Annotated in this window: 22 protein-coding genes; 4 read left to right on the forward strand and 18 right to left on the reverse strand. The window is 52.0% G+C overall.

The window, feature by feature from the left end:
- Nucleotides 1–106: 106 nt before the first annotated feature.
- A complete protein-coding gene (locus tag RBR25_RS15950; protein ID WP_432820545.1) occupies nucleotides 107–553 on the forward strand; it encodes a hypothetical protein in 447 nt (148 codons plus the stop codon).
- Entirely contained in the window at nucleotides 550–969 is a 420-nt protein-coding gene (locus RBR25_RS15955) for a very short patch repair endonuclease (protein WP_432820546.1), read from the forward strand. Before RBR25_RS15950 ends, RBR25_RS15955 begins: the two co-directional genes overlap by 4 nt.
- Nucleotides 970–1000: 31 nt before the next feature.
- On the opposite strand, the gene RBR25_RS15960 is transcribed toward RBR25_RS15955, so the two are convergent.
- From RBR25_RS15960 to RBR25_RS16030, 15 genes are all read right to left on the reverse strand, one after another.
- A complete protein-coding gene (locus tag RBR25_RS15960) occupies nucleotides 1001–1975 on the reverse strand; it encodes a relaxase/mobilization nuclease domain-containing protein (RefSeq protein WP_432820547.1) in 975 nt (324 codons plus the stop codon).
- Nucleotides 1968–2489 carry a plasmid mobilization relaxosome protein MobC gene (gene mobC, locus RBR25_RS15965; RefSeq protein ID WP_432820548.1) on the reverse strand — a complete coding sequence of 174 codons (522 nt, stop codon included), beginning with the start codon at nucleotides 2487–2489 and terminating at the stop codon, nucleotides 1968–1970. The genes RBR25_RS15960 and mobC overlap by 8 nt, the downstream gene beginning before the upstream one ends.
- 534 nt (nucleotides 2490–3023) lie before the next feature.
- Nucleotides 3024–3236: a hypothetical protein gene (locus tag RBR25_RS15970; protein WP_432820549.1), complete on the reverse strand. Its 213-nt coding sequence runs from the start codon at nucleotides 3234–3236 to the stop codon at nucleotides 3024–3026.
- A 91-nt stretch (nucleotides 3237–3327) separates the two neighbouring features.
- Nucleotides 3328–4122: a DUF4942 domain-containing protein gene (locus RBR25_RS15975; protein ID WP_432820550.1), complete on the reverse strand. Its 795-nt coding sequence runs from the start codon at nucleotides 4120–4122 to the stop codon at nucleotides 3328–3330.
- A gap of 33 nt (nucleotides 4123–4155) precedes the next feature.
- Nucleotides 4156–4503: a hypothetical protein gene (locus tag RBR25_RS15980; RefSeq protein ID WP_432820551.1), complete on the reverse strand. Its 348-nt coding sequence runs from the start codon at nucleotides 4501–4503 to the stop codon at nucleotides 4156–4158.
- A gap of 436 nt (nucleotides 4504–4939) precedes the next feature.
- Nucleotides 4940–5908, reverse strand: coding sequence for an AcrVA2 family anti-CRISPR protein (locus RBR25_RS15985; protein ID WP_432820552.1), 969 nt, complete (start codon nucleotides 5906–5908; stop codon nucleotides 4940–4942).
- Nucleotides 5909–5991: 83 nt separating this feature from the next.
- Nucleotides 5992–6705 carry a hypothetical protein gene (locus RBR25_RS15990; protein WP_432820553.1) on the reverse strand — a complete coding sequence of 238 codons (714 nt, stop codon included), beginning with the start codon at nucleotides 6703–6705 and terminating at the stop codon, nucleotides 5992–5994.
- On the reverse strand, nucleotides 6698–7027 hold the full coding sequence (locus tag RBR25_RS15995; RefSeq protein ID WP_432820554.1) for a hypothetical protein: 330 nt from the start codon (nucleotides 7025–7027) through the stop codon (nucleotides 6698–6700). Before RBR25_RS15995 ends, RBR25_RS15990 begins: the two co-directional genes overlap by 8 nt.
- Nucleotides 7028–7738: 711 nt before the next feature.
- Nucleotides 7739–8719, reverse strand: coding sequence for a PEP-CTERM sorting domain-containing protein (locus RBR25_RS16000; protein ID WP_432820555.1), 981 nt, complete (start codon nucleotides 8717–8719; stop codon nucleotides 7739–7741).
- 154 nt (nucleotides 8720–8873) lie between these two features.
- Complete coding sequence (locus tag RBR25_RS16005; RefSeq protein ID WP_432820556.1) at nucleotides 8874–9026, reverse strand: hypothetical protein; 153 nt, start codon at nucleotides 9024–9026, stop codon at nucleotides 8874–8876.
- 26 nt (nucleotides 9027–9052) lie between these two features.
- On the reverse strand, nucleotides 9053–10018 hold the full coding sequence (locus tag RBR25_RS16010) for a ParB/RepB/Spo0J family partition protein (protein ID WP_432820557.1): 966 nt from the start codon (nucleotides 10016–10018) through the stop codon (nucleotides 9053–9055).
- Nucleotides 10015–10761, reverse strand: a complete 747-nt coding sequence (locus tag RBR25_RS16015) for a ParA family protein (RefSeq protein ID WP_432820558.1) — start codon at nucleotides 10759–10761, stop codon at nucleotides 10015–10017. The genes RBR25_RS16010 and RBR25_RS16015 overlap by 4 nt, the downstream gene beginning before the upstream one ends.
- Nucleotides 10761–11141 (reverse strand): hypothetical protein, encoded by a 381-nt coding sequence (locus tag RBR25_RS16020; protein ID WP_432820559.1) that lies wholly within the window; start codon nucleotides 11139–11141, stop codon nucleotides 10761–10763. The genes RBR25_RS16015 and RBR25_RS16020 overlap by 1 nt, the downstream gene beginning before the upstream one ends.
- A 125-nt stretch (nucleotides 11142–11266) precedes the next feature.
- Complete coding sequence (locus tag RBR25_RS16025) at nucleotides 11267–11665, reverse strand: DUF6908 domain-containing protein (protein WP_432820560.1); 399 nt, start codon at nucleotides 11663–11665, stop codon at nucleotides 11267–11269.
- Between the two features lie 52 nt (nucleotides 11666–11717).
- On the reverse strand, nucleotides 11718–12641 hold the full coding sequence (locus tag RBR25_RS16030; RefSeq protein WP_432820561.1) for an ArdC family protein: 924 nt from the start codon (nucleotides 12639–12641) through the stop codon (nucleotides 11718–11720).
- A 725-nt stretch (nucleotides 12642–13366) separates the two neighbouring features.
- Here RBR25_RS16030 and RBR25_RS16035 point away from each other — a divergent pair.
- Nucleotides 13367–14212: a DNA-binding protein gene (locus RBR25_RS16035; protein WP_432820562.1), complete on the forward strand. Its 846-nt coding sequence runs from the start codon at nucleotides 13367–13369 to the stop codon at nucleotides 14210–14212.
- A 249-nt stretch (nucleotides 14213–14461) separates the two neighbouring features.
- Here RBR25_RS16035 and RBR25_RS16040 read toward each other — a convergent pair whose 3' ends face one another.
- The 3 genes from RBR25_RS16040 to RBR25_RS16050 form a co-directional block, all read right to left on the reverse strand.
- Nucleotides 14462–15208 (reverse strand): DUF3800 domain-containing protein, encoded by a 747-nt coding sequence (locus RBR25_RS16040; protein ID WP_432820563.1) that lies wholly within the window; start codon nucleotides 15206–15208, stop codon nucleotides 14462–14464.
- Between the two features lie 284 nt (nucleotides 15209–15492).
- Nucleotides 15493–15993 carry a type II TA system antitoxin MqsA family protein gene (locus RBR25_RS16045; RefSeq protein WP_432820564.1) on the reverse strand — a complete coding sequence of 167 codons (501 nt, stop codon included), beginning with the start codon at nucleotides 15991–15993 and terminating at the stop codon, nucleotides 15493–15495.
- A complete protein-coding gene (locus tag RBR25_RS16050; RefSeq protein ID WP_432820565.1) occupies nucleotides 15990–16238 on the reverse strand; it encodes a hypothetical protein in 249 nt (82 codons plus the stop codon). The genes RBR25_RS16045 and RBR25_RS16050 overlap by 4 nt, the downstream gene beginning before the upstream one ends.
- A gap of 269 nt (nucleotides 16239–16507) precedes the next feature.
- On the opposite strand from RBR25_RS16050, the gene RBR25_RS16055 reads away from it, so the two are divergent.
- Nucleotides 16508–17920 (forward strand): tetratricopeptide repeat protein, encoded by a 1413-nt coding sequence (locus RBR25_RS16055; protein WP_432820566.1) that lies wholly within the window; start codon nucleotides 16508–16510, stop codon nucleotides 17918–17920.
- Nucleotides 17921–18163 lie beyond the last annotated feature (243 nt).

Consider the following 18163-nt stretch of genomic DNA (forward strand, 5'->3'; position numbering starts at 1 on the left):
GTTTCATAAAATTCACCCGCCAAGTGAGTTTTCGACGGGCTAGATGGTAGCATAAATAACAAAGAAAATCAATAGCTTATCTGCATTCGCTGAAATTCTTCTGATTGTGATCTTACGGATTCAGGTTTATGAAATAGAGGTATGGCCATTGCCACAATATGAAGGCAGAGGAACGGCTGACACTGAAGCAAAGGCATATTTAAATTGGCTCGAAATGGATGTATTTGAACATCTACTTAGTCAATCCCATTTCCAAGCTGTTTTAAACGAGAAAGATCCATTGACTGTATTAAACAATGGATATATACGCCCTCAAAGTTTGCGCGGAAGAGTCGTGAGTGATGAGGTATTTGAGTTACGCAAGCACCCCGACACGCGAATCGCTAGGAGGGCAGAAACTCTGTCATTGCTTGCTAAAGTCATAAGCGAACGACAAGTACAAAAAGGTTTGCGGCGAACTCTTTTAACTCAAGCAAAACGTTTGGCTTGGTTAGCTGAGCGTCGTCTGAGCGAACTTGCAAATCAAGTCGAGACTGAAAACAACGAGGAATGAAAGAAACAAAAGAAAAACGTAGCCACACAATGCGATCTGTTCGCTCATGGAACACAACCCCTGAGTTAATAGTTCGTCAAGCGTTGAGAACCCTTGGTTTTACAGGCTATAGACTTCACCGAAAAGACATTAAGGGTAGACCTGACGTTGCCTTTATCGGTAGAAAAAAAGTTATATTTATTAATGGTTGTTTTTGGCATGGCCATCAATGTGCTCATGGGCAACGAAAACCAAAAAACAATGCCGACTATTGGTTTAAAAAAATAAGTGGAAACCAACATAGAGACACTGAAAATCTCTCTACTCTGAACAAACAAGGGTGGGACTGCCTTGTTATTTGGGAATGTGAAATCCACAACAAGGAAAAACTCTTTGAGACTTTGGTTGGTTTTCTCCATCACGACAACCACAATTAGCTCTCAACATCATATAAACATCCCCCCATGATTACCGTGCCTGCTCCGGGTCTTGGTTGCTTTTAGTTTGTCCTCGACGTAGCTGTGACGCGAGTTTTTCTTGAATTTCGTGCCGCTCGGTTTTTAGGGGCGGCATGGTTTTGACGAAATTCAGGACTTCGGTTGAAAGGGCCTGGTCGGTGGGTTCCGGGCTTTTTGCCAGTTCTTTTGCGATGACTAGCCAGCTCCGGCGGACTTCGGTTTGCCGGGTTTTTATTTTTTCCTCCCAGCCCCTCCCCTCTTTTGCCCCTTCGGTTAATTCTTTGAGCGCCGCCCTTACCTTGGCTTCATCCACTTCGGGCCTCTTGCCTCGTCTGCGTAAGGCGAGGATGGCCTGACGGATCGACTTGCGGACCACTCCGCGCGGGGCGCGGGCGGTGGCCTCGGCGTCGATTCCCTGCCGGCGCAATTTCTCGGCGAAGGCTTCCCGCCAGATTTGTGGCTGTCCTTTTTTAACATGAAGCCGGGTGCCGTCATACCCAAGATTTTTAATCGTTAGGTGAACGTGGGGATGATCTACGTCTTTGTGAAGGACGAAGAGATATTGATAGTTGTGGGCGAAGGTGTCTTTAGCGAATTCTCGCGCGGCGGCGCGGACGGCTTCGGGGTCGGTCATGGCGGGCATAGAAAGGACGATGTTGGTGCTGTCGCGGGTGTTGCTTTTGCGTTTGCCGCTGTCCTGGGTCCATTCCTGGGCGACTTCGGCAACGTCTTCACGGCCTGAGATAAGGGTGCCGCGCTCGTCTTCGGCGTCGAGCTTGCCCTTGCGGGTGATGTACTCCAGGTGGGATTTTAGGTGCCCTCCCCCTTTGGCGTTGCCGGTTATCTTTACCATGACCTCGGGGGACCGGCGCACCAGCCGCGCAACCCGGGCGCGGGTAAAGTTTAAATCCTTCGGCTTGGATCGGCTGGTTTTCGGCTTCCCCTCTAACAGCCCCTCGGCCTGGGCGTAGGCGGTTTCACTCATCGGCGACACTCCAGCGGTTCAAGCTCTGGTCGATCAGGCTGGAGACTTTGCGGCGGTGGTCCGTGAGTTGATCCGCCAGGTCTTTGATTTCGGCCCGCTTCATCCTCTCCCCTTCCCTGAAATCCACGTTGATTGCTCGGGCTATCTGATTCAGGTTGCGGCCGATGGCGGCCAGCTCCCGGTTGGATTCGCGCAAGGCTTCTATTTCTTCGTTGGTGAAGGTTGGCTTGCGCGAAAGGACCGCCCGGACCAGACCGACAAGCCAAGCGGTGTGTCGGGTGAATCCATCGGCACGGCTGCGCTTGGTTATCGCCCAAAATTCGTCTTCGGTGAAGCTGAGGGTGGTGCGGTTGCCACGCTCGATCTCTTTCGGCGGCGGCACTTGTGCTTGGTCGCCTAAAACGCGGTGGATCATTTGCCGCAACATTTCGGCCTCGGTCATGCCCCGGCTCTTGGCGAAATGGCGGAAGGCGGCTTTTTCATTTTGGGGGAGTTCGGTCTTGGTGACGGCCATTTTAGGTGCCTTGAAAATTTCGTACGTACGAAATTTTAGCCTGGTGGCGTTCGGGGTGGATGATACGAAAAAGGTAAACGTCCTTTTTTATGCTGTCAAGCGAATCCTGCACTAATCCACCCCCTACCCTAAAATTTCGTACGTACGAAATTTTAGGGTGCCGCCGGGCAAAAACCGCCCGGCGGCCGGGGTTGGTCGTGCTGTGCTGCTGACTTGTATGGGGGATGCTCTGATTTGGTTTTTGACGGCTGCAAATTCCATTTGCAGCCGTCCCGACTGTCCACAGGGAAACGAGCCGCTTTTGCTATCCACAGGCCCTTCCGGGGGGCCCTGCGCGCCACTTTGGCGCGGCCCCCCTCCAACGGGATCGATGAACCCGATCCCTGGGCCTATGGATAGCGCGGCTCTTTCCTTCCCTATGGACAGTCGGGAGCCGCCGGCGCTGCCAGCGGCTAAGAATCAAAAGCTTGGAAAAAATCGAAGAGGTGCGGCAATTAGCGGATTTGGCGGGGAGGGGTTTGTTGCTGTTTCTGCTCAGGCGGGGCCGTGGTCTTTTTCGTCGCGGGGATTGAGAACCTTCAAAACTTCCTCGCGGCCGTCGGAATAGGTCTTAACAATCTTGTTTCCCCTTAACCCGGTCGTGGGAAGACCCATGGCCTTGGACTTTTCAACGGCAGCCCGTCCGGCCGCCGCAAATAAAGTGGCCCGCTCTTCCATCGTCAAATCGACTACCCGGCGCTTTTTCATGCTGTGCCTCCAAAATCCGGCGTTTCAGGGAAAATGCTTGTTGAAAGTCTAGTAGAAATGCCCGCTTCTAGCAAGAAAACCGACTTGGCCGTTATTGTCCTTGATCCTTCTTGAGCCTGGCGCCACCGGCAATCGCGTTGAACCGTGCCAGTAAGTCCAGCCGTAAAAACTCCAGGTGAAGATTGCCGTTTTTGCAGGCCCGGAACTTGAAATAATCGGTCTGGCCGGTGCCGTCCTTGCTTTCTTCAATCGCTTGATAGAGCGGGCCATAATGGCTTTTGACAACCCCCTTGCCGTCGAGCAAATGGAAAACATTGTCGATGGCGTTGAGATAGCAGTCTCGATTATAGAGGACACGGAAGGCGCGTCCGCACCAACCGGCTTCAACGATCCAGGTTAAGACAACCCGCTTGCCTATCTCGAACTCGGAATTTGTCTTGTACCTGGAATGCCGAGGCCGGAGATAATCGAAAACCTCTAAAACCGCTTCCTCCATGTAATTTGGCAGGTTCCCGGCGGTCGCCTCCAACATTTCAATGATGGCGCTCTCGCTGATTTCCGGCAGCCCCTCCCCTGTCTGCAACTGTCGATCAAGTTTGTTTCGTCGCTCCACGGAAAGAAGTTGTTTGATTCCCATGCGGTTAATGATGACCTGCCATGCGTTTATTTTCATCTTCTGCAAGGCATAGTCGGCCCCTTCCGTACCGACGCGGTTGCTGTCGCGGGGGTTTGGATCGAAGTACCAGCCCGAATCAAGAAAGGCATCCCCCAGGCGCTTTTTGGCTTGCTCAAGAAGCCGGTAAGCCTCCCGGATTTCCGTTTCGGCCTGGAGGTAAACCCCGGCCAGCATGGTTGCAGTCTTGCGTTCGACAAGGTCGGTGCTCATGGGAATCATGGTGGTGGTGCTCCTCTCCGAAAACTAGATTTCGTTATCCCGGCAGAAGGTAAAAAGGGCATGGCCTACAGCGTCCGCACAGGACATGATTTTCTTTTCTCCGTCCAGGGCTGGGGGCCGATGACAGGAAATGCCGAGTAAACCCTTGGCAAGATCAACCGGATCGGTCCCGCTGCGTAGGGCAATGGATGCCGTGGCGGTCATGGCGGAAACAACCGCCGCGCCGCAACCGCCGGACTTGCCGAGGCGGGCGAAAATCTCGAAAGGTATTCCGTCCCGCTCCGTGATCGTGATGTAAACGCGACCGCAAGGGCAGGCGATTTCAAGGGTGGTGCTTTCGAGTTTTTGGGGCCTGGCTTTCTTCGGCGTCATGGCCGCCTCCCGTGTTCAAGTTGGTTATATAATAACATATTATATAATAGAATCAAGCAAAAAAGAAAATTTTTATTTACATTTCAGCTACTTACACGGCACGTCCTTTGCGAATCTCTCTTTCAACCGCCCGCCTTTGACCTGCCGCGCCGCCGGGCGCGGCGAACGTGCCGCTTGTTGATCCGAATACCACCCGCGACTGTCCGCCCGCTGCTCGATCCGCTCGGGGTTGGCGCTGAAGGGGCGGTTTTGTCGCCACTTGAGCGCCGCCTTTTGGCCGCCGGCCGGAGTCGAGGCTTCTCTTCGCCTCGGGGCGGCGGCCCGGTCCTGCCGTCCCTCGATGGGCGGCGGGACCGCTCGCGCTGTAAGAACTCTCCCAGGGGAAAATTTCGTACGTACGAAATTTTCCCCTGGCCCGGGCCGGAGCAAGAAGCAATCAGCCCGGGGGATTCTCTGAGCTCTTTTCTGGGACCGACCCAACCACTATCGGCGCCAGCCATTTATATTGAAACCGCCGCTCCCCGTCCCTTGGCCCGCTCCAGAAACCATGCCAGTGTGCCCGGCGAAGGTGAGGGCGCGGCCCCTTGCGCTCTGCATCGCCCCGGGCCAGAGTCGCCCGCAAGGTCTGCCCGATTTCGATCCCAACCGGCCAAATTCGAGGGCGGGCCGCTGGAAATAACCGCCAGCCTCCCTTGACCCGGGTTGGCTTGGGGTGTTGAGGCTTTGGCTCTCCCCGTTCGCCAATCTCCGGCTCATCACTGCACAGATATAGAAGCAGGGACAACAGCGGCGTCAACCAGCGGGCAAGGCCTTGTTCGGCGTCGATCGACGGCACCTTTGCCGGAGCTCCCGCCGCCGTTGCCTGGAGCAAAGTTTCGACCAAAGCCTTATGTACCGCCTCGGCCAAGGGCCATGGGCCGATATGGAGCGGGAAAGGGCGCAGGCCACCGGAATAATCAAGTAATAAGCGAAGCTCTATCCGGTTGTTGTTGGCGTCGCTTTCCATGTGGGCGAAAAACCCGTGCAGGACTTCCCCCTGCTCAAATTCATAGCCCGGAGTTTCGATGTAAACGCACCACTCCGGAAGTCTGAGCAAAACATCAGCGGGAACGTCCCCGGTCAACTCGGTTTTTGTCAAAGCTGCAAACAGGTCCGGATCAAAACGGTAGATTCCCTGGGAATAGCGCCACGTTCCCAAGGCCGCCAGGCTGCCCACGTCCGGGATTGCCTCGGGAGGCAAACGATCCGCACCGAAACGCTCTGAAACAATCGCATACCACCCCGAAACCGGTAAAAAACACCAGTCCGGCCAATCCGGCAACGCCTTACCTCGCTGCTCACGGAAGTCTTCAACCAACTTCCAGGCGCGGGGATATAAACGGCCGGCGGCATTTAAATGGGTCACAGGGCGGGGGGTATTTCCGTGCTTGCTTGGTCCAGTCTGCAATTTTTATCTCCTCACGCCCCGAGTATACGGCAAGATTTCAATCAATCCTCGATGCCGTAATTCTGTTCCGCCATCGCCCGTTGAAAATCCCGACGAAATTTGACGTTGGGATCAGTCGAATAGTTTCCGCAATCACCATGACACCAGCTTTCGCAAGAAAAGCAAAATCCCGAGGCGATTTTCTTTTGAAGATCCTCTTCCTCGGCCTTTCGCGCGGCGGCCAGGCGTTCCGGCCTGGTTCGCCACTTTTCGCGGGCGACCACGATTTTAACCAGAAGCTCATCATCCGTCTGGTTCGGGGTGTCCACGTCATGCCCGCCGGTCAGTTCCTCGCGGCACTCGGCAAGGATTTCCGAATCCGGGCGGGTGATGTCTCCGGTCCACTCACACGGGGAGTAATCACCCCATCCCCGCGACGACAAGTAAATGCTGACGATCTTCTCCTTCTCCTCGGCGGCGACCGCTGCTTTTCTGTCCGCGTCGAGCTTTTCCGGTCTGGTGCCCCATTCCTCGGAAGTGCCTACCCATAGCCCGTTTTCGTTCTCGCCAAGCCGGGTAAACGCTTTTGCCGGGATGTCTCCAAACTTTTGGGCCTTGACTGCCGCCGAAGCCGTTTTAGCCTCGGCGGGGTCGGTAATTCCAAGGAGCGGAACCCCGTTGTACCACAGCGTCCCGTCATCTTCTTGCTCAACCCAGGGCAAGCGGATTTTAACCTCACCGTCCCGCACCGCTACAATATTTTTGATTTTAATCATGGGTGCCCCCTTCGGTGTCGGCGTCAATGTCGAAATCCCACGCCCCGATTTCGACGTGCTGACCAAATTCGGGGGCATAGATGATGTCTTGATATTGCGTTTTCCCGAGGATTTCCAAGGCCATTTTGCGATAACGGCAGGCCTCGGCCCGCAACCGCTGACCCTTTAGATGTTCGGACACGCGGGAAGCGTAGGCACTAACGGCTTTACCTTCCGCGTACCACATCAAGGCGCTTACGATCTCCGGGGTGAATTTTATGTTAATGGGGTTTTCGTGGCGATTGGCCAGGGAGTCCGCGACTTGTTTGATCGTCATTTTCATGATCCAACCTCTCAAGTGGAGAATATAACAAACAAAGGCACCTAAAGGGAGGATTAGAAAAACCGCCTCCCGTGTTCAAGTTGATTATATAATAACATATTATATAATAGAATCAAGCGAAAAAGAAAATTTTTGTTTATATTTCAGATACTTAAACGGCACACCCTTTGCGAATCTCTCTTTCAACAGCCCGCCTTTGACCTGCCGCGCCCGGTGCGCGGCGAACGTGCCGCTTGTTGATCCGAATACCACCCGCGACTGTCCGTCCGCTGCTCGATCCGCTCGGGGTTGGCGCTGAAGGGGCGGTTTTGTCGCCACTTGAGCGCCGCCTTTGGCCGCCGGCCGGAGTCGAGGTTTCTCTTCGCCTCGGGGCGGCGGCCCGGTCCTGCCGTCCCTCGATGGGCGGCGGGACCGCTCGGCCCCCGGGCCGTCCACAGGGAAGGAAAGAGCCGCGCTATCCATAGGCCCAGGGATCGGGTTCATCGATCCCGTTGGAGGGGGGCCGCGCCAAAGTGGCGCGCAAGGCCCCCCGGAAGGGCCTGTGGATAGCAAAAGCGGCTCGTTTCCCTGTGGACGGGGTGGGCTAGGGTAGGGGGCCGAGCCGCTATTGTCACCACTGAGCGAAGCGACAGCCAAACATAGGATATTGGGCTACGATTTAAGGACTAACAGGAAAGGAAAGATAGCGGGGATGGTCATAGCATTCTCGCTCTATGGGCGGAATCTTTTCAATAGGATAAATCCCACGATGCCGCTCATAAGAAGAATAAGGGTGGAAGGCTCCGGCACAGGGGTAGCTAAATAAATATCTTCGCCCATAGACCAAGCTATTTGCCCTCTATTGTTTAATGACGGAGAAAAAGCCAGGTAAGGAAATTCTGACGTTAAATTGAATCCATCAAGAAATATATCATAATTCGCGCCGTCGAATCCGGACCATGCCACTTGACCAAGATCGTTCAAGCCCATCACTGCAGCATGACCTCCGGCTTGTGGCGTCAAATTTACCCCATCAAGATAAACATCATTTTCATTTTGGACTCCAGATGACTGTGTCCAGGCAATTTGTCCAGAATTATTTATAAAAACCGCACCAAGTTCGAACGGAGTAGAAAATTGAGACACACCGTTTAGATACAGCGTATAGGAATTATTATAATAGTGTGTCCAGGCAACATCACCATTATCGTTCAATGATAAAAACCTAGCCGCCCCTGGAAGATCTTGTGTTAAATTGAATCCCTCAAAGAAAACATCCCAATCAACGCCTGTCCATTGCATCCAAGCAAGCTGGCCTTGATTGTTTAACTGAGGCCTTCCAGCGTGATAGTAATTTCCTCCGGCAACGATATCATGTTCAAAAATTACTTGTTCTGTCCCGGATAGCGGAGAATTTGCCGAAAACGATCTTTGCCAAGCTACATTGCCAGAGTCATTGAGCGAAGGACTTCCATTAAATTCATTATAAGTTTCCGGCGTTATATTGACGCCATCAACATAAACATCAATGTTGTTGCCATCTGTAAATGTTGCCCAGGCAACACTTCCATAATTGTTAAGGGAAGGGGATCGGGAATCACCTGCAAGCGCAGCGGTCAGATTTTCTATTTTAAATTCATATGAAAATGACGACTGGACCCCAAAAAAGATCAAAAAAACAAGGGCGGCAATAGCGCAAATTGGCTTTTTCATTATCCCCTCATAGCTGGCACAGGTCGTTTAATCACATCGGAACTATATCAACAATGACCCCCATGCGTCCAATACAAGGACTCTTCCAGGGGGGAAAATTTCGTACGTACGAAATTCCCGCCGTCCTGGGGTTCAGGGCCGGCGGGAATTTTTGTCAGGAATAGGGGTTGATCGCTTCCCGGCACAGGGTTAGAACAAGCTCCCGGTCGGTTCTGGCCCGGATAGCCTGGCGGGCCTGGTTGACTAAAAGCTCGTCTTCGTCTGTCAGGACGATTTGCATAACCCGTCTTTTGGCTGGTTTTTTCATTTGGCCCTCCTGGTCCGCAATTCAATTCAATGGTGTTGGCTGAACTTCTCCGCAAGTTTCCGCAGTCGCTCGGCTGCTGCTTCGCGGAACTCCGAATTATCGACTTCCTTTAGGTAGGACTCCAGGGGCGCAAGGAAGCGCTCAAGCTGTTCCAAAAGGGCCGCTTCCAGCTCCTCGGGGGTTTGCACCGGGGTTAGGGTCTGAACCACTTCAACAACCGTTTTCACCGGTTCGGCTGTGGGCTCCGGCGGGGCCGCTGCGGGCTTTTGGGCTTCCGGCACGGCGGCCGGCGGGGTGATGATCGGCGGCGGTTCGGGCTTCTTGAGGCCCGCCACGAAAACGCGGACCTCGGCGGCGGTGATTTCACGCTCACCGGTACAGAACCCGGCGACCGGGCCGGGAAAGTCCTTGTAGGCCCGATGGAGCATAGCCAGGGCTTGAATGGTGCGGCAACGGCCCGAATCGTAAAGATCGCGGATGAAGTCGGGGAAATCGAAGAAAAGGGCATGATCGCTGATATAGCTGGCGGACTTGCCGAGGGTCTGGGCAATGTCGCCTTTTTTGTCGCCCGCGGTTATCCGGCGCTCGATGAAGTGGGCGATTTCCAGGGGGGTCAGGTTCTCCCGCTGGATGTTTTCAATCATCTGGTCATAGTGGTTGTGGTCGTCGTCGATGAAGGCGGGGATCTCGATCAATCCCGCCAGGCGGCTGGCGAGTACGCGCCGCTCCCCGTGGTTGATGATATAGAATCCGTCTTCGTTTTTCGGCTTAACGGAAATTGGGCTTTTGACCCCCCGCGCCTTGATCGACGCGGCCAGTTCGGCCAGCGTCCCTTTATCAAACTCCTGCCGGGGCTGGTGCTCGTCCCGCTGGATTTGGGTGAGGGGAATCATCAGGGGCTTGCCGCTGGCGGCGGCTTCCATGTCTATTCCGTCCAGAAAACCTGCTGCGTTGAACTGGTCCAGGCCGGACAAATCGATGCCTTTACTCATGGCTTAGTCACTCCAATTTTCTCGAAAATGTAATCGAAGGCTTCTTTGAATTCCTTCCCGGCTTCCGCCGCCGAGGTCTTTTTCATCTTCCAAACCGGAATTCCCATTTCCAGGGCCTCGGGGATGGAAGAGCGGAACCCGATACGGGCCGGAATCAACAGATTGGAGTAGTCCTTGACCAGGTTGGCGAAAGTCGCTTTCTGGCGCTCGGACCGGGAATTAAAGCGGTTGGGGAGCATCCCCAAAAAGTTGAGCTTAGGATTGAATTTCTGTTTCACCCCGAAAATCGTTTGCAGCATCATCTTGATCCCGTCAAGGCTGTACTCTTCCAGCTCAATCGGGGATAGCACATGATCGGCCACCACAAGGGCGGCGGTCATGCGCAAGCCGAGGCTGGGCGGGGTGTCGATGATGCAGAAATCATAGTCCTGCCCCTGGGCGAGAACCTGGTTGCGGAAGTGGTTTATCACCTGGGGGTTGGCCCGCTCCAGGTCCGCCATTTTGGCATCGGCGGAAACCAGGGTAATCGACTCCTGCCGCTCGATCCGTACCGTCGCGTCAGAAAAAAGCTCACTGGCGACCACGTTGCACCGATGGGGGGCCAGGGTCTTGCTGGCGTTGCCCTGGGGGTCGATGTCGACAAACAACACCGACTTTCCCGCCTCGGCCAGGGCGAGGGCGAGGTGTATGCTGACGGTAGTTTTGCCCGTCCCGCCTTTCTGGTTGGAAACTGTGATTATCATTATTGCAATCTCCCTTGATCGGCCAGAAACCCCCGGATGATGGCCTGAACCATGCGGGCGAAAACTCCGTCCGTGGTTTGGTCGGCTTGGCCCTGGATTTCCTCGATGACGTAATCGCTCAGAGTCACCGGCTTGTTTTTCGCCGGCCCTTCGCTCTTGCGGGTCCAGCACAGGGGATAATTGGCGGGGTCGGCGAGGTACAGCCGCAAGACCATTTCCAGCATGTGGGAGAAATCCCCCTCCATGTGTTCATCCGCCGCCGCCTGGAAGCGTTCGCGCAAGACTTGCGACAGGGAAACCGGCTTGTAACGAGTGGAATCCCGCGCCCCTTCGCCCAACTGCTGCTTGATTTCCATAGCCTTATCCATATCAATTCCCATGCTTCGCGCTCCTTGGCTCGAAAGTTATATAATAGTTTAGCTTATAACTTTCTATAATATAACAAGCCAAGAAGCAATGAATTTTCTTCCCCCTGGGGAGGCTTGCCCTCCCCAGGGGGCCGCGTCTAAAGCCCCTGCTGCTCTTTGATGTTCTGCATCCATTGACCGGCGAAAAGGGTATGATCCCGCTGCATGGCCGGGATGAACTTTTCCGGGTTGCCGTCCTCGCCGAAGATCACCGATTCCTGATAGAGGCCCAAACCGTCCTGCTGGTAGCTCAGGGGGTAATAGCTGCCGTCGTCCCGGCGAAGAAAGGTCATTTCCGGGTCGCGCATGAGGTCGCCGTTTTGCTCATAGTAATGGGCCACGGAAAAGACCGGTCCCAAGTCCGTATCGTTGATGTATTCGACGCAAACCGCCATGAAAGCGGGGGAATTCTCCCAGCGGCGATGGTCGCCGAGGGTGTTCAGGTCTTGGGTCAGGTGGTTCAGGATCGCGGCGGCTTTCTGGTTGATGGCTTTCATGTTGTCCTCCCGTGGTTTGTTATTATATAACTGTTTAGCATATAATAAAAGGCTACGCAGCTTTTTCGGCTTCGCTGCCCTGGGCTTGCTCCTGGTGGTCGATGCCCTGGATCAGATCGGCGGCCTTTTGTGCAGTAGCGGCGGCGTGGATCGCCCATTTCGGATTTTTCCGCAGGGACTTTGACCAGCCTTGAATGTACGCGGCGGAATTCTCCAAAATGCCTTGCTCGATGCCGGCGGCTCCGCAGAGAAACGCGGCGGCGAATTCGGCAACCAGTTCTTCCTTGCTGTAATCGTGGGAGCCGTAATAACTCGACTCGGTAATCTCTTTGCGGTTCAGGCGCTTGGCATGGCCGGTGCTGTGGGCAAGCTCGTGGAAGAGGGAGGAATAATACTTTTCCGCCGACTTGAATTGCTCCGGCTCGGGCAGGTCGACCTTGTCGAAAGCGGGGTAATAACAAGCCCGGTCGCTGTTGTTGCGATGGCGGATTTCCGGGGGATTCTTCATGCTCTCGACGATGGCCTGAGCCTGGGCAATCGGGTTAAAAACGATCTTCTCCAGGTCGTCGGGGCAAGTGGGGATTTTGGCGGGATCGATGTTCTCGCATTGCTCGACGTTGAAAACCGTGTAATAGCGCAAGATCGGGAAAGCCTCGGTACGCTCTTCGCCGCTCTCGTCCTTGGTGCGCTTCGGCTCGATCTTCCAGAAGATCACCGGCAAACCCTTTTCCCCCGCCTTGACATTCCCCCCCAGGTCGCCCGCTTGCTTATAGGTCAACCAGAACGGCGATGAAAAACCGCAGCAGGACAAAAGGAAAACATTGATCCCGGAATAGGGGCGCTTGCTCACCAGATTTTTCGGCCAATCGAATTCAACATTGCCGGTCCGGTTCCAGGGGCGCTGCCAAGGTACGGTGCCCTCGTCAAGAAGGTTCAAAATGCGCTCGGTAATGATTTCGTAAACCGTCTTTTTCATCTCTGCCTCCCGTGTTCAAGTTGGTTATATAATAACATATTATATAATAAAATCAAGCAGAAAAAGAAAATTTTTATTTACATTTCAGCTACTTAGACGGCACACCCTTTGCGAATCTCTCTTTCCACAGCCCGCCTTTGACCTGCCGCGCCGCCGGGCGCGGCGAACGTGCCGCCCGTTGATTCGAATACCACGCGCGACTGTCCGCCCGGTTCTTGATCCGCTCGGGGTTGGCGCTGAAGGGGCGGTTTTGTCGCCACTTGAGCGCCGCCTTTTGGCCGGTTTCCGGCCCTGGCTCGTCCAGGGCGGGGAGAGGCCGCCCCGGATCGGCAACGGGGCGGGAGTATCCCGTCCGGTTGCCTAAGTGTTGAGCTGGAGGGCGGGGCCTGGACGCTTGCGGGCGGGGCCGGGGTTCCAGTGCCTTTGCGGGGGCATCCCCCGCTGAGAGGGTCGCGGAAATCGGGCGGGGTCTGTGCCCGGATGGAGCCAAGGGATACTTGCCCCACTGGAAGCGGCCTTGAAGCCTGAAAAGCTGGGCAACTTTTAGGCAAAAAGCCATTTCCCCCCAAAAGTCCGGGGCTAACCGATAAAGAATCAGTAAAAAAAGGCGGTTATGAACAAGCTCCGTGGATAAAAAACGACGGGAAACCCCTTGACATTCTATAAAATACCGGTATCATACCGGTATTAGGTATTTAAAAGGTATCTTTGGAAGGAGACCGCCGATGGCCCGCCCCGAAACTCCCTACGAAATCGTCGCCGAAATTTGCCGCAAGCTGGATCAACAGGGGAAAGACCCCTCCTATGGCCTGGTTGCCGCCGAACTCCCCGGCAATCCCTCGAAAGGGACCATCCTGAAGCATATCCGGGCCTACAAGGACCGCCGGGACCTGGCTGCTACTGTTGACTCGGGCTTGTCGGATTCCTTCATGCAGGCCGCCAAGGCTGAAATCGCCGGCCACCTGACCCGAACCACGGAAGCCCTGGAAAAGAAGGTGCAGGAAGCCAATCAGGCCGCCGATGAAGCCTTGGCCGAACTCGATAAATCCGAAACCCGGGTTGAGGCCCTGGAAGAAGAATTGAAGACCGAAAAGAAGGACGGGGAGAACTACCGGCAGGAAGCCGAGAAGAAGGAAGCCGTCGCCCTGCAGAAGATCCAGGATCTCGAAAAACGCATTCAGGAACTTGAACAGGAACGGGATCAGCTTATCAAAGCTGGGGAAGCCTCCCGCACCGAAGCCGCCAAGGCACAGATGCAAGTCGAGCGGGCCGATAGGGCCGCCGCCTTGGCCGAGGAGAAGATGAAGGTGCTGGAGGAAAAACTAGCCGCGGCCCTGGCCGGCAATACCGACCTGGAAAAACGCCTGGCCGTCACCGAAGCCAAGCGGGAAGCCCTGGAAGCGACGGAAAGAACCCGGACCACGGAAGCCAAGGAGAGAATCGAAGAGCTCAAGCAAGAACTGAGCGGAATCAAGATCGCCCTGGAGGAAGAGCGGAAGGGGAGAGTTGAGGCGGAAAAACAGTTGGCCGGGAAGAAAGCGGAGCCAGAAAAGGCCGGCAAGCAAAAATAAATCCGCGCCAGAAAATACATACCCGAGTTAAGCGCACAGGAGGAACATCGAGGGAAGATTGACAGGCTACCTGTAGCGGCTCGCACTTAGGCAAAGCAGAACTCCATTGCAGAACAACTTTTAAGAAAGGCCCAGCCTGATAAACAGGTTGGGCCGTTGTGTGTTTTGGAGGTGGTGACAAATAGGATGCCCCCATTCATCCCACGTCAAAGCTTACGATTTTTGAACTCCGAGACAGCGAAGTCCGGGTCATTTTGTGGAGCGCAAGCTACTTCTCCTGGAAACTCGCTCCAGGCGATCTTTAAAATACCTATCAAAAACTTCCAAATCCTTCTTTTGTTCCGGCTCAAATTTGTAGTGGGCCATTCGCCCAACGATTCCACAAATCCAGTCAGCGCACTGCAGGTTTTGGTAAAGATGGCTCTCGGCCTGGATAGGAGGCTCAATAAGCGTTTTGCGAGGTTCTTCTCCAAACATGGAAAGTGCGGCTGTTTCGACGATTTCAGTCCTCATCACATTTTTCTCTTGCTGATCTAGCATCAAGAGAAACTGGTCATTTTTAGCTTCACATTCCTGATCCAAGCGTTTGATCGCTTCCCTTAAGGCTGCGTAATAGATGTTTTTGGAATCATGCCGAACTAAGTCTCTTCGCTTTTCAAAGCCGACGTAAAATACAAAGCCACCCGCCTTGGTGATTCTGTTAAGCAAGCGAAAGGTTGCTTTTCTCAGCTCAGGATATTTCTGCACATTCTGCAGCGTGTAAAGGGCAGCGCCCTTTTTCTCCCATTTTGCAGGATGCTTCCCGCTTTTTTTCAGCTCGAATTCTAGGAGACGATTTTTTAACTGAAAAAAATATGTTGCAAAGCATCTGACTTGGCCATGCGGCAAGACAATTCCGCCTAGGCCAAAAACAGGGTGTGTTTTGTGGCTTGGGTGATCGTGTGAGACATAGGGGCCGATGTGGCCAAACTCATCAAGGTAGGCAATGTAGAGCATTTCCCCTCCCAAAAACACGAAAGCTCGGCTAATATAAGCCGAGCCTCGGAAATGAAGCGACCGGTTTCCCGCATCGCGTTCAAGTTGACTATACCCATACCTGACTTTTTTGGCAACAATTTTTTAGCGGTTCAACACAGCCAGCCCGACCAGACCTGCCGATGAAGGTTTTGCCGGTCCCCTGTGTCTTAAATATCTGGAATTATAGTTGCAGATAAAGTGAGCCGAAAAGTGCGAGCCGCTACACCTATTACAGCCGTCATCCGACTCGATTCCCCTAAAAATCAAGCGGCCTCGTCAGCAAACCAGCCTTTGGGGCTGTGACTGATCGCCACCCGCCGCTGCGCATGCGGTTGCGGGGACAGCGAGAGATTCGCCATCTCTTCAAAGTAGTTTTCAATCCGGCGGTTGTGGGCCACAAGACTGCGAAGCAGCAGCTCATTGGCTTCGCCCATAGGGGAAGGCTTATGCTCAGATTCCCAATGGCTTACCTGGCTGGGGCGAACGTGCATATTTCTGGCGAAGTCCGCCTTTGACCAGCCAAGGGACTTGCGAAGAAAGGTAATCTCGAACGGCTCCAGGCGCCCGGACTTCTTAATGACAATAGTAGCCAGCAGGCGATGCAGTTGTTCCATTTTGGGGATATTGACCAGCGTGTTTCCGCACGACGGGCAACGTTCCACTAGGATATCGCAAAGGGTCACATAGGGGAGACCGGATTCCGTGTAACGGATGTTCTCGCGGCTCTCAACCAGTTCGGCTTGCCGGCAATCAGGGCACGTCATTTTAACCTCCAGGCCGTAACGATAAAAATCCTGCTTTCACTCCAGATTTCCACCACCACGACGATTTTGTTCGAGTGAATCTTGTAGCGCCAGGCCCCGTTTTCCCATTCGGGATGCTCCGAGATTGTCCCAGCCCGCAGCACATTCCCAATATCCACCTTGGTCAGACCATGTTTTACCAGCCGTTCCTCCGAATGGGGCTTGGAATAGGTGACTGTTCCCTCGGCAAAAATCCGCTTAATCAAGCGCTTGGCTTCCGCAGGGGAATAGTCTGGAGGAGTCGGTGTCATGGTGGCAGGATAGCAAGAGGAAGGTTGTTACACAAGCACAAATATTGCGCTAAGCACAATATTTGTGCTCAATATATTAGGGTTTCAGTCTTGTCACGGGTAAATTCTCCCTGGAAAGAGAGTGGCGGTAAAAAATATATTTGGAGGTGAAAGAGAAAAAAAGTAATCTAAGACCCTAGGAAATATTTTCTGAATATGGTCATTTTGTGGAGGGCTTGATAGTTTTGGATTATTCAATTCAGCAATTAAATAATATTTGGCGGGATAGAGCCAACCACTCAAGTCTACTAATTTTCTTTGTTATTCTCAATTCAACATTTACCCCTGCTGTTCTGTGGTTAAATAATACACTTTCCAACCTTAAATATTTAAATATTTCTGAACAATCCCAACTTATAAATATAACTACTACCCTAGTTATTCTACTTACCAATGTTATCTTAATATTTTTTTGGATATATTGGCGTAGTCTTCCAAAATTCCAGCCAAATGAAATTGGAATTCTTTTCGCTCCTCACTATGATTCAGAATGTGCTGACCTAGTTCAATTAATTTTTAAGCGCTTCATTTACGAATTGGAGGATCGATTACCAGAAAACAATATTAGACCTATATTTCTGCCACAAAATCACAAAGTAAAAAATGATAAAGAAGCCATCGATCTTCTGGAAAAAACTGAAGCACGTCTAGTGGTTTTTGGAATATTTGAACAGGGAAATATTAAAGGTGAAAAAATTAGTGGGTTCAAAAAAGTTTCTTTTATCGTAAAACACAGAGGATTAAAAAAAGGTGAAGAAAAACCTGTCATGGAAGACATTGCAACAGCTTTAGCATTCCGAGATTTTATTATAAAAGAATCTGACAATTTCATCGAAAAAGACATTGTTGTTAACAACTTAACAGAAGTCGCTCTTTTCTTTGTAGCTCTTGGTTTAACTTTAGATTCCTATATTGATACTTCTATTGAAATCCTTGAAGAGCTTCTTTTAAGTGTAGAAAAAAAATATAAGAAACCATGCTCTAATCAACAAAAGTATTTTATTAAATCAATAAAAAGATGTTATTCTGTTGCACTTAATTCGAAATATTTAGAATTTTCCCGTTCAACAATAATGGAAAATGTTACAGATCATAATTATGACAATGAATTTAGGAAAGGCGAAAAATTATTAAAAAAACTTTTTGATATTAATCCACAGAAAAGCGAATATCCACTACGCCAAGCGATTTATGATTTCCATTTTGGAAACATAGATCAGGCATTCAAAAACATAAGCAAAGCTAAAAGAATGGTTAACGGAAAGGACGCTTCGCCATACTTTTCTTTTGCTTTTTTATGTTTATGGAAAGAACAATATAAAAGGGCTATTAGCGAATATAAAAAAGCATTCAATGCGGAAAGACAATCTATTTATGTTTACATAGATGTTTTATATTTTATTCAATGTTTCCAAAAAAAACATCCTTCAAGACCAGAGTTTATATTTGCTTTAGGTTTTATGAATTATAATTTTTTCGATGAGAAGCAAGGCATTCAAGATTATAATGATTTTATTTATCAAGCAGAAACAATTCCTAAATTATCCCCTCTAGTAGATTATGCAAAGGAGCAACTATCCCTTATAGGGGAGTTTTGAAAAATCAAATTAATTTTTCCGGGATAGATAGAATATATATTCAGTATTAAACGACCTTCTCTATATAAGAGTGCCAAAAGTAGAGATTTTGGCAGTTCAGAAAAAGAGGTTGTAAATGTCGTTTTCAGAAGACAGCTGCACCACCTGACTGGGTGTTGCTCCCGTTGTGCAGGCGGCTCCTGACACCGCAATATCAGAAGTCATCTCCACCAATCTCGACTATACTCAATACTCGTGTGCACC

Origin of the sequence: Trichloromonas sp. (assembly GCF_034006665.1) — a bacterium.
Taxonomy (GTDB): domain Bacteria; phylum Desulfobacterota; class Desulfuromonadia; order Desulfuromonadales; family Trichloromonadaceae; genus Trichloromonas.